Origin of the sequence: Sphingobium lactosutens (assembly GCF_013393185.1) — a bacterium.
GTDB lineage: Bacteria > Pseudomonadota > Alphaproteobacteria > Sphingomonadales > Sphingomonadaceae > Sphingobium > Sphingobium lactosutens_A.
Map to the genome: position 1 here is coordinate 111202 of NZ_QJQX01000037.1, position 12631 is coordinate 123832.

At 63.2% G+C, this 12631-nt stretch carries 17 protein-coding genes; 13 read left to right on the forward strand and 4 right to left on the reverse strand.

The features are described from left to right. Position 1 precedes the first annotated feature (1 nt). The 5 genes from DM806_RS08100 to DM806_RS08120 all read left to right on the forward strand — a co-directional run bounded on the left by DM806_RS08100 (position 2) and on the right by DM806_RS08120 (position 3486). A complete protein-coding gene (locus tag DM806_RS08100; protein WP_179042722.1) occupies positions 2-703 on the forward strand; it encodes an ABC transporter ATP-binding protein in 702 nt (233 codons plus the stop codon). Next, positions 703-1908 (forward strand): ABC transporter permease, encoded by a 1206-nt coding sequence (locus DM806_RS08105; protein WP_179042723.1) that lies wholly within the window; start codon positions 703-705, stop codon positions 1906-1908. The genes DM806_RS08100 and DM806_RS08105 overlap by 1 nt, the downstream gene beginning before the upstream one ends. A gap of 177 nt (positions 1909-2085) precedes the next feature. Beyond that, entirely contained in the window at positions 2086-2478 is a 393-nt protein-coding gene (locus tag DM806_RS27200) for a hypothetical protein (protein ID WP_256869167.1), read from the forward strand. A gap of 117 nt (positions 2479-2595) precedes the next feature. Then, positions 2596-2763, forward strand: a complete 168-nt coding sequence (locus tag DM806_RS08115) for a hypothetical protein (RefSeq protein WP_179042724.1) — start codon at positions 2596-2598, stop codon at positions 2761-2763. A gap of 342 nt (positions 2764-3105) precedes the next feature. After that, positions 3106-3486 carry an RcnB family protein gene (locus DM806_RS08120; RefSeq protein WP_179042725.1) on the forward strand — a complete coding sequence of 127 codons (381 nt, stop codon included), beginning with the start codon at positions 3106-3108 and terminating at the stop codon, positions 3484-3486. Between the two features lie 73 nt (positions 3487-3559). Here the strand turns inward: DM806_RS08120 and DM806_RS08125 are convergent, their stop codons facing one another. Next, on the reverse strand, positions 3560-4960 hold the full coding sequence (locus tag DM806_RS08125; RefSeq protein ID WP_179042726.1) for a GntP family permease: 1401 nt from the start codon (positions 4958-4960) through the stop codon (positions 3560-3562). A 256-nt stretch (positions 4961-5216) separates the two neighbouring features. Here DM806_RS08125 and rpsF point away from each other — a divergent pair, with 256 nt between their 5' ends. The 3 genes from rpsF to rplI are packed head-to-tail and all read left to right on the forward strand — an operon-like array spanning position 5217 to position 6495. Beyond that, positions 5217-5648: a 30S ribosomal protein S6 gene (gene rpsF, locus DM806_RS08130; protein WP_179042727.1), complete on the forward strand. Its 432-nt coding sequence runs from the start codon at positions 5217-5219 to the stop codon at positions 5646-5648. Between the two features lie 13 nt (positions 5649-5661). Further along, positions 5662-5886, forward strand: coding sequence for a 30S ribosomal protein S18 (gene rpsR / locus DM806_RS08135; RefSeq protein ID WP_009821298.1), 225 nt, complete (start codon positions 5662-5664; stop codon positions 5884-5886). A gap of 12 nt (positions 5887-5898) precedes the next feature. After that, a complete protein-coding gene (gene rplI, locus DM806_RS08140; RefSeq protein ID WP_179042728.1) occupies positions 5899-6495 on the forward strand; it encodes a 50S ribosomal protein L9 in 597 nt (198 codons plus the stop codon). Positions 6496-6744: 249 nt separating this feature from the next. Here the strand turns inward: rplI and DM806_RS08145 are convergent, their stop codons facing one another. Beyond that, positions 6745-7050: a plasmid stabilization protein gene (locus tag DM806_RS08145; RefSeq protein WP_179042729.1), complete on the reverse strand. Its 306-nt coding sequence runs from the start codon at positions 7048-7050 to the stop codon at positions 6745-6747. Positions 7051-7167: 117 nt separating this feature from the next. On the opposite strand from DM806_RS08145, the gene DM806_RS08150 reads away from it, so the two are divergent. The 5 genes from DM806_RS08150 (at position 7168) to DM806_RS08170 (ending at position 10743) form a co-directional block, all read left to right on the forward strand. Continuing rightward, a complete protein-coding gene (locus DM806_RS08150; protein ID WP_179042730.1) occupies positions 7168-7500 on the forward strand; it encodes a hypothetical protein in 333 nt (110 codons plus the stop codon). Continuing rightward, complete coding sequence (locus DM806_RS08155; RefSeq protein WP_179042731.1) at positions 7497-7730, forward strand: hypothetical protein; 234 nt, start codon at positions 7497-7499, stop codon at positions 7728-7730. Before DM806_RS08150 ends, DM806_RS08155 begins: the two co-directional genes overlap by 4 nt. 183 nt (positions 7731-7913) lie before the next feature. Next, on the forward strand, positions 7914-8843 hold the full coding sequence (locus DM806_RS08160) for a DUF808 domain-containing protein (RefSeq protein WP_179042732.1): 930 nt from the start codon (positions 7914-7916) through the stop codon (positions 8841-8843). Positions 8844-9020: 177 nt separating this feature from the next. Beyond that, positions 9021-10331 carry an MATE family efflux transporter gene (locus DM806_RS08165; protein ID WP_179042888.1) on the forward strand — a complete coding sequence of 437 codons (1311 nt, stop codon included), beginning with the start codon at positions 9021-9023 and terminating at the stop codon, positions 10329-10331. Between the two features lie 91 nt (positions 10332-10422). Continuing rightward, positions 10423-10743, forward strand: coding sequence for a hypothetical protein (locus DM806_RS08170; protein ID WP_179042733.1), 321 nt, complete (start codon positions 10423-10425; stop codon positions 10741-10743). 124 nt (positions 10744-10867) lie between these two features. Here the strand turns inward: DM806_RS08170 and DM806_RS08175 are convergent, their stop codons facing one another. Beyond that, positions 10868-11638, reverse strand: coding sequence for an ABC transporter permease (locus tag DM806_RS08175; protein ID WP_179042734.1), 771 nt, complete (start codon positions 11636-11638; stop codon positions 10868-10870). Then, on the reverse strand, positions 11635-12567 hold the full coding sequence (locus tag DM806_RS08180) for an ABC transporter ATP-binding protein (RefSeq protein ID WP_179042735.1): 933 nt from the start codon (positions 12565-12567) through the stop codon (positions 11635-11637). The genes DM806_RS08175 and DM806_RS08180 overlap by 4 nt, the downstream gene beginning before the upstream one ends. Positions 12568-12631: the final 64 nt, after the last annotated feature.

A 12631-nucleotide genomic window follows, 5' to 3' on the forward strand; every position in this document is an offset into this window, starting at 1 on the left:
CGTGTCCGTCAATCCCATCATCTCGCTACGCGGCGTGACGAAAGTCTATGGCGAGGGGCCGACCGCGTTTCAGGCGCTGAAAGGCGTCGACCTCGACATCCAGCAGGGCGATTTCGTCGCCGTCATGGGTCCGTCGGGTTCGGGCAAGTCGACCACGATGAACATTCTCGGCTGCCTCGACGTGCCGACTGGCGGAACCTATCTGTTCAAGGGCCATCATGTGGAGACGCTGGACCGCGATCAGCGAGCGTTGTTGCGCCGCCGCTATCTCGGCTTCGTGTTCCAGGGCTTCAACCTGCTGTCGCGCACGACGGCGCTGGAGAATGTCGAACTGCCCCTGCTCTATCGCGGCGAGGACAAGAAGCTGCGCTACGACATGGGCATGGCCGCGCTCGACAAGGTAGGCCTCAAGGACTGGTGGGACCATACGCCCGCCGAACTGTCCGGCGGCCAGCAGCAGCGCGTCGCCATCGCCCGCGCCATCGTCACTCAGCCCGACGTGCTGGTGGCGGACGAGCCGACCGGCAACCTCGATTCCCAGCGCTCGATCGAGATCATGGAATTGCTGACCGATCTCAACCGCAACAGCGGCATCACCGTGCTGATGGTGACGCATGAACCCGACATGGCGGCCTATGCCCGCACCATCGTCCATTTCCGCGATGGGCTGGTCGAAAGCATCGAGGAAGGGGTGAAGGCGTAATGCTGGGCACCACCGTCATCCTCGCCTTTCGCGCGATCAACCGGCACAAGCTGCGCAGTTTCCTGACGACGCTGGGCATCATCATCGGCGTGGCGGCGGTCGTCACCATGGTGACGCTGGGCAATGGCGCGACCGCAGCCGTGCGCGAGCAGATCAGTTCGCTCGGCGCCAATGTGCTGCAACTGCGGCCGGGGCAAGGCTTCGGCCGTGGCGGCGGCGGTCCGCGTCCACCCGATTTCAAGCCCGCCGACCTTACCGCGATCGAAAACCAGCTGACCGGCGTGCGCGCCGTGGCGCCGGTGGTGCAGTCGAGCGGCACCGCCATCTATGAAGGCAATAACTGGTCGACCACCGTCTATGGCACGACCTCAGCCTATTCGGAGGTGCAGCAGTGGAAGGTGCAGGATGGCCGCCTGTTCCTGCCCGACGAGGAGGAAGCGGGGAAATCCGTCTGTATCATCGGCAATACGGTGCGCACCAACCTGTTCCAGGGCGCAGAACCGGTCGGCAAGCGGATGCGGATCAAGGGCGTGTCCTGCCAGGTCGTCGGCGTGCTGGCGACCCGCGGCCAGGGCGGTTTCGGCGATCAGGACGACGTCGTCGTCATGCCGATCAAGTTCGTGCAGCGTCGCTTCACCGGCGACCGCGACATCAGCCAGATCATGGTCGCGGTGGACGACGCCTATGACAGCGCCACCGTTCAGAGCAGCCTTGAGGAACTGATGCGCGAGCGGCGCAAGATCAAGGCGGGCGATCAGGACAATTTCAACGTCTTCGACACCAAGCAGATCAGCGACACGCTGACCGGCACGACCACCATCCTGACCCAGATCGTGGGCGCGGTGGCGGCGATATCGCTGCTGGTCGGCGGCATCGGCATCATGAACATCATGCTGGTGTCGGTGACGGAGCGGACGCGGGAAATCGGCATCCGCCTCGCCATCGGCGCAGTCGCGCGCGAGGTGCTGATGCAGTTCCTGGTCGAGGCGATCGTGCTGTCCTGCCTCGGCGGCCTGATCGGCCTGTTCCTCGCCCTCATCGCCTCCGTCGCCATCGCCCCGCTGATGCAGGTGCCCTTCCTGTTCGACGTGAAGGTGAATGCGATCGCCTTTCTGTTCTCGGCGGCGATCGGGGTGGTGTTCGGCTATTTCCCGGCCCGGCGCGCGGCGGCGCTCAATCCGATCGACGCGCTGCGGCATGAGTAGATGAGCACAAACGTCATCCGTGCTTGGTCCTGACCCCGCTTCTTCATGGGCGCTTGCGAAGAGAAGCGGGATGCCGGGTCAAGCCCGGCATGACGAGAGGCGACCAGAAGTTGCCGTCGACAGACCTCTACACAATTCGTCATTGCCGACGTTCGATGAACGGTGCAGTTTGGTCGGATGCAGCATTCCTCAATAGTCGGATTTTTGTCGGGCACCATTTCGCCTGAGACATTAGCTGTAGAAATAGCTGCTGAGGTGGCCGCCTTCAGAGCATCGCTCAAGGCAACCGCTAATGGGCGTATTGTCATTTCTGACGGACCATCATTTATAGTGACCAAGGAGGGCGCGCGGAGATTGTTGGAAGCGTTAGCCAACGAGCAGCTACCCTTCGACGCGGCTAACTACATTGCTGACTGCATTGTCATGAATGATGATTTCGAGTTCGCAGACGATGCTACGCGAGATGCGATATTTTTCGTGGAAGACGATAGCGGACGCTTTACTGCGAGAGATGATGACTGGCGGCCAACGCGTAAAGACACTCTTGCAGCGTTGGCGCTGCTCGATTGAATCCCGCCTGATACAATTTCCGACAAAGACGACCCATGCCCGGCACAGTCCTGCGACATCCCGCGCCTAAAGCTCCTTCCACGCCGTCACCTCGGCGCCAAGGAAGGAACCCCCATCATGAAGACCATCGCTCTCAGCTTTGCTAGCAGCGCGCTGGTCCTTGGCGCCAGCCTGTCTGCACTGGCCGCTGCCCCTGCTGCCCAACCCGCACCGATGATCGACGGCAAGGACAGGCCGATCCTGCTCCAGCGCATGGTGGTGATAGCGACGCCGCTGCCGAACTGACCGGCCTTCCCGCCGCAATTCCGACGCCTCGCAGCGATGCTGCGGGGCTTTTTTGTTCGCGCGAAGGTGCGGAACGGTCATGCTGAAGGCGGGGTTGCTCTCCGAACGTCAGGCAGCGCCGGATGGCGATCAGCATGCGTTCATCGCGCCCTCCACGTCTCCGTGACAAGCATAACCTACTGTAATTTTAGCTTTTATGAACATCTGTTCAGGCTAAATCGCATAGTGTTACACTTTCCGACAATCTTCCTCGTTCCCTGGCACAGGCTTGCGACAAGTGCCGCCTATCTCTGTCTTCGACGCCACGGAATGGCGCCCGATACACAGGTAAAGGAGCAAGACATGTTCAAGAAGATCATCATGGCCCTGACCGCCACGACGCTGGTCGCCAGCCCGATCGTCACCGCGCAGGCGCAGGCCGCGCCCGGCCGTCACGAAGTCACCCGCACCACCGTCCAGCACAAGCCCAATGGCCGCACGGTCGTGAAGAAGCAGACCGTCGTGCGCAAGGACATGCATCGCGACAATGGCCGCCGCTGGGCCAAGGGCCAGCGCTTCGACCGGCGCTATGCCACCAATTATCGGGTGGTGAACAATTATCGGGACTATCGCCTGTCGGCACCACCGCGCGGCTATCAGTGGGTCCGCTCGGGCAATGATGCGGTGCTGATCGCGATCACCAGCGGCATCATCGGCGCGGTCGTCGGCAGCGCCATTCGCTAAGCCTGAAACATATATCGAAATACTCCCGAAGGTTCGCCTTCGGGAGCATTTTTCTGCGCAGAAGCGTTATATTTCAGACAAGGCCGGTCAGATAATAGACGGCGATCACGACAAAGACCGTCATCGTCTTGATCAGCGTCAGGACGAATATGTCCTTGTATGCCTGCCGGTGAGTCAGGCCCGTCACCGCCAGCAGGGTGATGACCGCGCCATTATGCGGCAGGCTGTCCATGCCCCCCGACGCCATGGAGGCGACCCGGTGCAGCACTTCGCGCGGGATGCCCGCCGCGTCTCCCGCCGCCGCGAACTGTTCCGCCATGGCCGCCAGCGCGATCGACAGGCCACCCGATGCCGATCCGGTGATGCCGGCGAGCGACGTCACCGTCATCGCTTCGTTGACCAGCGGATTGGGAATGGCGCGCAGCGCTTCCTTGACCAGCAGGAAGCCCGGCAGCGCCGCGATCACCGCGCCGAAGCCATATTCGACGGCGGTATTCATCCCCGCCAGCAGTGCCCCGCCGACCGCTGCCTTGGATCCGTCGGCAAAGCGCCTCGCCACGGTCGGGAAGGCGAAGAGCAGGATCGTCCCGATCCCCAGCAGCAATGCGCCCTCGACCGCCCAGAGCGCGGAAACCTGCGCCACCTTGACCGCAACCGGATCGGCCATGCCGGGCAGCGACAGCGTCACCTCCTCCCCGCTCACCCAGCGCGGGATCGCCAGCGTCAGCAGCAGATTGCCCAGCCCGACCACCAGCAGCGGCAGCAGCGCGATCAGCGGATGGATGCGCGCATCCTCCTCATGCCGTTCCGGTTCGTTGACCAGCGTTTCGAGCGCGCCATAGCCCTCCCCCGCCGCCATCAGGCTGCGCCGCCGCCAGCCCAGATAGGCGAGGCCCAGCGCCACGATGCAGGCCGATCCGACCACCCCCAGCAGCGGCGCGGCCCATGTGGTCGTGCCGAAGAAGCTGGTCGGGATGATATTCTGGATCTGCGGCGTGCCGGGCAGCGCATCCATGGTGAATGTCAGCGCGCCCAGCCCGATGGTCGCCGGCACCAGCCGCTTGGGAATGTCGGCGCGGCGGAACATCTCGGCCGCGAAGGGATAGACGGCGAACACGGCGACGAAGACCGAAACGCCGCCATAGGTCAGCAGCGCGGTCACGATCATGATCGCCGGGATTGCCCGGCTCGCGCCGATAAAGCCGATCACCGCGGTCACGATCGCGCGGGAAAAGCCGGAAATCTCCACCAGCTTGCCGAACAGCGCGCCCAGCAGGAAGACCGGGAAATAGAGTTTCAGGAAACTCGCGACCCGTTCCATGAACAGGCCGGAAAAGGCGGCGGGAACGGCCGTCGGGTCGGTCAGGAACACCGCCAGCATGGCGAGCAGCGGCGCCATGACGATGACGCTCATGCCGCGATAGGCGGCGATCATCAGCAATATCAGCGACAGGGCGGCGATCGCTACGGCCATGAACTCTCCCAGATTAATCTTCTCGCTTGATCTAAGAGGAAAAACAGGACTGCGACAAGCGCAGGGCAAGTGGCATGTTTGCACGGCCATGGCGCACCGATGCGCCCTTGCTTTCCCCCCGCTTTTCCGCCATAGGCGCGCCTTCGCATCGGCTCCGGGGTGACTCGGCGTCACCGCGAAGCATTGAGACGACAGCCGGAGGGGCGTTCCACATGGGGTGGGCGTCAGCGATCGGCCAACATGATGAGGCTTACCCATGGCTCTTTACGAGCATGTGTTCCTTGCGCGCCAGGATCTGGCACAGGCGCAGGTGGACGCCCTGGCGGAAACCGCCACCAAGATCGTCGAGGAAAATGAAGGCAAAGTCACCAAGGTCGAGACCTGGGGCCTGCGTTCGCTCGCGTACAAGATCGCCAAGAACCGCAAGGCTCACTATGTGATGCTGAACATCGATGCCCCCGCCGGCGTCGTTGCGGAACTGGAGCGCCAGACCCAGATCAACGAAGACATCATCCGCTACATGACCGTCAAGGTTGATGAGCTGGAAACCGGTCCGTCGGTGATGATGCGCAAGCAGGAGCGTTCGGAACGTGGCGACCGTGGTCCCCGTGGCGATCGTGGCCCCCGTGGCGATCGCGAAGATCGTGGCCCGCGCCGCGACCGCGAAGAAGCCCCGGCTGCTGAATAAGGAGATCTGAAACATGGCACGCCCGTTTTTCCGCCGCCGCAAGAGCTGCCCCTTCGCCGCCAAGGATGCGCCGAAGATCGATTATAAGGACGTCCGTCTGCTGCAGGGCTTCGTGTCCGAACGCGGCAAGATCGTCCCCAGCCGCATCACGGCTGTGTCCGCCAAGAAGCAGCGTGAGCTGGCTTCGGCCATCAAGCGCGCCCGCCATCTGGGCCTGCTGCCCTACATCGTGAAGTAAGGGGAAAGACCCATGGAAATCATTCTCCTCGAACGCATCGAGAAGCTGGGCGCGATCGGCGACGTCGTCACCGTGAAGGACGGCTATGCCCGTAACTTCCTGCTGCCCAACAAGAAGGCGCTGCGCTCCAACAACGCCAACAAGAAGGTCTTCGAAGCCAACCGCGCGAAGATCGAGGCCGACAACGCTGCTCGCCGCACGGACGCCGAAAAGGCTGCCGAAGGCGTCAACGGCAAGCAGATCGTCCTGATCCGCCAGTCGTCGAACGCCGGCCACCTCTATGGTTCGGTCGCCGTCCGCGACGTGGTGGAAGCGCTGCACGCCGAAGGCATCACCAACGTCACCAAGGCGATGGTCGTGCTGGAACGCCCGATCAAGACCCTGGGCGTCTTCGACGTCAAGGTCGCGCTGCACCCGGAAGTGGCCGTCACCATCACGGTGAACGTCGCCCGCTCGCCGGAAGAAGCCGACCTGCAGGCGCAGGGCGTCGACGTGATGGCCGACCTGTTCGAAAAGGACGAAGCCGGCTTCACCGAAGATTATGATCCCAACGCGGAACCCGGCGAAATCGCCGTGGAAGCCGAAGAAGCGCCGGCTGAAGAAGCCTGAGCCTTCTGACAGGATCGAACAAGAAAGCCGCCCCGAAACGGGCGGCTTTTTTGTTGGTTGCGGGAGGGGGAATTTGGACGGGAAGCCGGACTTTCCGCCTTCCCCATCCTCATTTCGCGCCACACGCAAGCCGGGTCCTCAGATGGAGAGAAGGTCGTAGCATGAAATCCCGGTTTTCGCTGGGATGACGGGATGTGACCGCCGGAAGGTCAGGCGCTTTGCCCAACTGGCCGGCGGCAGCTGCGCGCGTCAACCCTGCGCTCGCTTCCGCCGGGTTTCCCAGCCTTTCTTCGCCGCAGCGGAACGATCGGCGGCCGAACGGCGGGCGGAGGCCGCGCCGCCCTTTCGCACACCCTTGCGCGACGAAACATGGGTGTCGGGCCTGCCGCGACCCGAGCCGGACTTGTTGCCGCCGCCCGATTCCCTGTTCACCGTCGCCCAGGCGCGGCGCTCGGCCTCCTCATGGCCGACCCCCCGCTCCTCATAGCCCTTTTCGATATGCCGCGCCTTGCGCTTCTGCTTGTCGGTATAGCTGCTCTTGTCACCCTGGGGCATGGCCGATCTCCTCTGCACCTCGCTCCGGTTCAACACGCCGCACGGCCCGCGGTTCATATCGGTGCGATATCGTCACGACGGGACGGAACGGGCTGCGTCGACGTGCGTTCGGTCTTCATGGAAGACCGCTCCCTGATTGAACGGCTCGCGCGCCATCTCGCTGCGGCCGAACCGGCCGATTGGCCCGTCCGGGTGGAGGATGCCGCCAGCATTCTCGCCCTGATCAAGGAGCCGGATGCCGCCATGCGCGCCGCGGGCGACGCGGGCATATGGCACGCGATGATCGACGCGGCGCTGCGCGAACGCTGGGGCGTCGGGCGGCTTGCCGCCGATGAGGATGCACCGCCAGGATCGGACGAAGAAGGCGAGATTCGCCTGACGCCGGATAGCGTCGGTGGCGACCGCGCCGACTGGGTTCATCTGCATCCCGAGCAGGAGAAGCGACCATGAAGGGGCTGTTTAAACTGGCCATCGTCACCGGCCTTGGCGCGATGGCGTTCAAGGGCTGGCGTGAATGGATGGGCGATGACAAGGCGCCCGACGATCGCGGACCGGTCGGCTCGTCCGGCATCGTGCGCGACGCGGGGCCGCAAAATGGCATTTCGCCCGATCAGTGGGACAAGGTCGACGAACAGTCCGACGAAAGCTTCCCCGCCAGCGACCCGCCCGGAAACTTCTGAATTGCCTGATAGGCAATGCGCTGTTCAGCGATTGGCGCCGTACTGAAAATGCGTACTTCCCTGCATTTCAAACCAACCTGACTTCGATTTTCCGAACCGATACAGTCCATTGCTCCCCCGATGCGCGCCCTCTATGAGGCTGACGCACGGGCGTTTTCGCCCGCAACAGGGGAAACAAAGACTATGCCTTCGGGTCTGATCGCGCTGCTCGACGATGTGGCGGGCATTGCTAAGCTGACTGCGACCTCGCTGGACGATGTCGCGGCCGCCGCCGGCCGCGCGGGTTCCAAGGCCGCCGGCGTAGTCATCGACGACGCTGCCGTCACGCCCAAATATGTGATGGGCCTGACCCCCGACCGTGAATTGCCGATCATCTGGAAGATCGCCAAGGGTTCGCTGCGCAACAAGCTGCTCTTCCTGCTGCCGGCCGCGCTGCTGCTGAGCGCCTTTGCCCCATGGCTGCTGCCGCCGCTGCTGATGCTGGGCGGGGCCTTTCTCTGTTTCGAAGCGGTGGAAAAGCTGCTGGAGGCGTTCGAGGGCGGACATGATGTTGCCGAGGAGGCGATCGAGACGCATAGTTCGCGCGAGCTGGAAAACCAGAAGGTATCGAGCGCGATCCGTACCGACTTCATCCTGTCGGGCGAAATCATGGCGATCGCGCTGGGCACGGTCGCGACCGAACCGGTATGGGAACAGGCGATCATCCTCCTCGTGGTAGCCATCCTGATCACAGCGGGCGTCTATGGCGTGGTCGGCCTGATCGTGAAGATGGACGATATCGGCCTGCATCTCGCCAAGAAGGAATCCGCCGGCACGAAGGCGCTGGGCCGCGCGCTGGTGAAGGCAATGCCGATCCTGATCTCGATCCTGGCCGTGGTCGGCACCGCAGCCATGCTGTGGGTCGGCGGCGGCCTGATCGTCCACGGCCTGCACGAATTCCATCTGGACCTGATCCCCGGTGCGATCCACCATGTGGCGGAAGGCGCCGCCCATGCCGTACCCGCGATCGGCGGCTTCCTCGACTGGCTGGTCAACGCCATCGGCGGTGCGATCGTCGGGCTGGTAGTCGGCGGCGTCATCGTCGGCGTGCTGCACCTGTTCAAGAAGCACTGAGGCCATTATGAACGCCGTGCTCCTGCGGAAGCAGGAGCCCAGGGCGTCGATAAGCGCCCAGCATCCTGGGCTCCTGCTTCCGCAGGAGCACCGTATCTTCTCGTCTGGACCATCAACGTGACCCACCCTTCCCCCTGGCGCATCGAGGCAGGCGCGCTGATCGCGCTCGCTTTGCCGATGATCGCGGGCAATATCGCCTGGTCGGCGATCGCAGCGACCGATCTGCTGTTGCTCGGCCGCCGGGGCGCTGAAAGCGTGGCGGCAGGCGCACTCGCCATCAACCTGTTCCATGCGCTGCTGATCTTCGGCATGGGCCTCGTCACCGCGGCGTCGCCGCTGATCGCCAGCGAACGGGGCCGGCGTCGCCATAGCGTGCGCGACGTGCGCCGCACGGTCCACCAGACATTGCGCGCCGCCATCTTCTTCGTCCTGCCTGCCTGGGCGATCCTGTGGGAATGTGAGACGATCCTGCTCGCCATGGGGCAGCAGGCCGATCTTGCCCATGAAGCCGGGCAATTGATGCGCGGCCTGCAATGGGCGCTGTTGCCCTTTCTCTGCTTCACCACGCTGCGCAACTTCATCGCCGCGCTGGAGCGGCCGATCTGGGGCCTCGTCGTGATGCTCGCCGCAATCCCGCTCAATGTGGCGGCGGGATGGGCATTGATCTTCGGCCATCTGGGTTTCCCCGCGCTCGGCCTGTTCGGCGCGGGACTGGCGAGCAGCCTGTCGTCCAGCTTCCTCTTCCTGGGGCTGATGGTCGTCATCCTGGTGGACCGGAGATTCCGCCGATACAGGCTGATGGGCCGTTTCTGGACCCGCGACCGCGAGCGGCACCGGCAGGTCTGGGCGCTGGGCCTGCCGATCGCGATCACGCTGGGGTTCGAAACGACGGTGTTCAACGCATCGGCCTTCCTCATGGGGCTTATCAATCGCGACTCGCTGGCCGCCCACGCCGTCGCGATCCAGATCGCCGCCCTCGTCTTCATGGTGCCCATGGGCATCGGCCAGGCGGCCACGGTGCGGGTGGGCATCGCTTATGGGCGCAAGGACCGCGCCGGGATCGGCCGCGCCGGCTGGCTGGCGCTGTTGATCGGCACCGGTTTCGCTTTCTGTTCGGGTGCACTGCTGATCCTGATGCCGCGCACGCTCGTATCGGCCTTTCTCGACCTGTCGGATCCCGCCAATGCCCGTACCGCGAGCCTTGCCGTCAGTTTCCTTGCAATTGCCGCCCTGTTCCAGTTGGTGGATGCAGCGCAGGCGGTAGGCGCCGGGGTGTTGCGCGGCGTGCAGGATACCAAGGTGCCGATGATTTTCGCCCTGGTCGGCTATTGGATCGTGGGCATCGGTGTCGGCACATTGCTCGCCTTTCCCTTCCATATGGAAGGGGTCGGCATCTGGCTGGGCCTTGCCAGCGGCCTCGGCGCGGTCGCGGTGCTTCTGATCGCACGGTGGAGCCTGCGCGAACGGCTGGGCCTGGTCCCGGCCTGAACCGTTCATCCCGGCGATTGCACGGAAGGGATATGGTGCGGCGCACAAAGCAATTGAAAGAATCACGAAAATCGGTCAGGGAAAACCGATCATGCAAGCCCCGACCGAGATTTTTGAAGCGATAGCGCTCCAGAAGTGCCTGAAGGTGACCTACAACAAGATGGTCGTCACCCTGGCGCCGCACATCCTCTATACGCGTCATGATGAGATGTTCATCGATGCCGTGACTACGGATCGCGACGGCCGCCCGCCGCGCGAGCTGAAGCTCGGCACGTTCAAGCTGGTCGGCCTGTCCGACATTCAGGTGCTGGATGAAGCGTTCGAGGCGATGTACGGCCTCTATAATGACGGCGACGACAAATATAAGGGCGTGACCCTCTTTGCCGTGACGCCCGAAAGCCAGGCTGCCTGATTTCCTGCGGTTTTCGGTCCCGTAATTTCCTCATTGCGAGCACAACGAAACAATCCGTGGCCAGGCCGTGGATCGTTTCGCTGTGCTCGCAACGCAATTGCCGCGGAGCGTTTTCACGCCCCGCTCATTTCTTCAATCGATAGCCCGTTCGGAACATCCAGCCGATGATGGCGATGCAAACCGCCAGCATGCCGGCGACGAAGATCAGGCTGAACTCGATCCCCACATCCCCGCGACCGAAGAAGGTCCAGCGGAAACCCGAGATCAGATAGACGATCGGGTTGAACAGGGTGATGGTGCGCCACGGTTCGGCCAGCATGTGCACCGAATAGAAGGCCCCGCCCAGGAAGGTCATGGGCATGATGAGCAGCAGCGGGATCACCTGCAACTGCTCGAAACTCTGTGCCCAGATGCCCAGGATGAAGCCGAACAGGCAGAAGCTGACCGCGATCAGCACCATGAAGCCGACCATGGCGACAGGATGCGCCACCGGCACGTCGACGAACAGATGCGCCGTCAGGAAGATGATGGCGCCGACGATGAGCGACTTGGTCGCCGCCGCGCCGACATAGGCGACGATCGTCTCGGCCGCGGAGACCGGCGCCGATAGCAGTTCGTAAATGGTGCCGGTGAATTTGGGCATGTAGATGCCAAAGCTGGCGTTGAAGATACTCTCCGTGAACATCGCCATCATGATGAGACCCGGCACGATGAAGGCGGCATAGGGAATGCCGTCCACTTCCGTCATCCGCGACCCGATCGCCCCGCCGAACACGACGAAATAGAGCGAGGTGGTGATGACCGGGACCAGCAGGCCCGTCAGCAGGGTGCGCCGGAAGCGATGCAGCTCGAACCTATATATGGACGCGATGGCGCGCAGGTTTCGGAGGCTCATACGGCCTTCTCCTGATGGACCAGGCTCACGAAAATATCCTCCAGGCTGCTCTGCCTTGTGTTGAGATCCTTGTAGGCGATGCCGAGATCGCCCAGCTTGCGCAGCAGCGACGACACGCCGGTCCGTTCGGCCTGGGTATCGAAAATATAGTCTATCTCATGGCCGTCGGCGCCCAGCGTGACGGCCCATTCGGCGAGTTCCGCCGGCACCGCGTCGATCGGATCGGCCAGCACCACGGTCAGCGCCTTCTTGCCAAGCTTCTTCATGAGGGTGGTCTTTTCCTCGACCAGCATCAACTCGCCCTTGTTGATGACGCCCACCCGATCGGCCATTTCCTCGGCTTCCTCGATATAATGGGTGGTCAGGATGATGGTGACGCCGGTCTGGCGCAGTTCGCCGATCAGCTTCCACATGTCGCGGCGCAGTTCGACATCGACGCCGGCGGTGGGTTCGTCGAGGAACAGCACCCGCGGTTCGTGGCTGAGAGCCTTGGCGATCATTACGCGGCGCTTCATGCCGCCGGACAGTTCGAGAATCTTGGCGTTGCGCTTGTCCCACAGCGACAGGTCGCGCAGGATCTTCTCGACATAGGCGTCGTTGCGCGGCTTGCCGAACAGGCCACGGCTGAAGGTCACGGTGTCGATCACCTGTTCGAACTGGTCGGTGCTGAGTTCCTGCGGCACCAGCCCGATTGCGGTCCGCGCGCCGCGATAGTCGCGCACGATATCGTGCCCCGCCACGGTGACGCTGCCGACGGTCGCGCGGGCGATGCCGCAGATGATGGAGATCATCGTCGTCTTGCCCGCGCCATTCGGCCCCAGCAGCGCGAAAATCTCGCCTTCCTCAATGGTCAGGTCGACGCCTTTCAGCGCCTCGAAACCCGACGCATAGCGTTTCGTCAGGCCTTTGATTTCAATGATGGATGCCATGGATGGCTCTGCCCCTTTTGCGTTGCCGCGAAGATAGGGCCGCGACGCCACGATACAACCGCTC

What these genes read in the sequence shown, in the direction of transcription:
- DM806_RS08105 (WP_179042723.1), top strand. Translation starts at nt 703, where the DNA reads ATGCTGGGCACCACCGTCATCCTCGCCTTTCGCGCGATCAACCGGCAC.
- DM806_RS27200 (WP_256869167.1), top strand. Translation starts at nt 2,086, where the DNA reads ATGCAGCATTCCTCAATAGTCGGATTTTTGTCGGGCACCATTTCGCCT.
- DM806_RS08115 (WP_179042724.1), top strand. Translation starts at nt 2,596, where the DNA reads ATGAAGACCATCGCTCTCAGCTTTGCTAGCAGCGCGCTGGTCCTTGGC.
- DM806_RS08120 (WP_179042725.1), top strand. Translation starts at nt 3,106, where the DNA reads ATGTTCAAGAAGATCATCATGGCCCTGACCGCCACGACGCTGGTCGCC.
- DM806_RS08125 (WP_179042726.1), bottom strand. Translation starts at nt 4,960, where the DNA reads ATGGCCGTAGCGATCGCCGCCCTGTCGCTGATATTGCTGATGATCGCC.
- rpsF (WP_179042727.1), top strand. Translation starts at nt 5,217, where the DNA reads ATGGCTCTTTACGAGCATGTGTTCCTTGCGCGCCAGGATCTGGCACAG.
- rpsR (WP_009821298.1), top strand. Translation starts at nt 5,662, where the DNA reads ATGGCACGCCCGTTTTTCCGCCGCCGCAAGAGCTGCCCCTTCGCCGCC.
- rplI (WP_179042728.1), top strand. Translation starts at nt 5,899, where the DNA reads ATGGAAATCATTCTCCTCGAACGCATCGAGAAGCTGGGCGCGATCGGC.
- DM806_RS08145 (WP_179042729.1), bottom strand. Translation starts at nt 7,050, where the DNA reads ATGCCCCAGGGTGACAAGAGCAGCTATACCGACAAGCAGAAGCGCAAG.
- DM806_RS08150 (WP_179042730.1), top strand. Translation starts at nt 7,168, where the DNA reads ATGGAAGACCGCTCCCTGATTGAACGGCTCGCGCGCCATCTCGCTGCG.
- DM806_RS08155 (WP_179042731.1), top strand. Translation starts at nt 7,497, where the DNA reads ATGAAGGGGCTGTTTAAACTGGCCATCGTCACCGGCCTTGGCGCGATG.
- DM806_RS08160 (WP_179042732.1), top strand. Translation starts at nt 7,914, where the DNA reads ATGCCTTCGGGTCTGATCGCGCTGCTCGACGATGTGGCGGGCATTGCT.
- DM806_RS08165 (WP_179042888.1), top strand. Translation starts at nt 9,021, where the DNA reads ATGATCGCGGGCAATATCGCCTGGTCGGCGATCGCAGCGACCGATCTG.
- DM806_RS08170 (WP_179042733.1), top strand. Translation starts at nt 10,423, where the DNA reads ATGCAAGCCCCGACCGAGATTTTTGAAGCGATAGCGCTCCAGAAGTGC.
- DM806_RS08175 (WP_179042734.1), bottom strand. Translation starts at nt 11,638, where the DNA reads ATGAGCCTCCGAAACCTGCGCGCCATCGCGTCCATATATAGGTTCGAG.
- DM806_RS08180 (WP_179042735.1), bottom strand. Translation starts at nt 12,567, where the DNA reads ATGGCATCCATCATTGAAATCAAAGGCCTGACGAAACGCTATGCGTCG.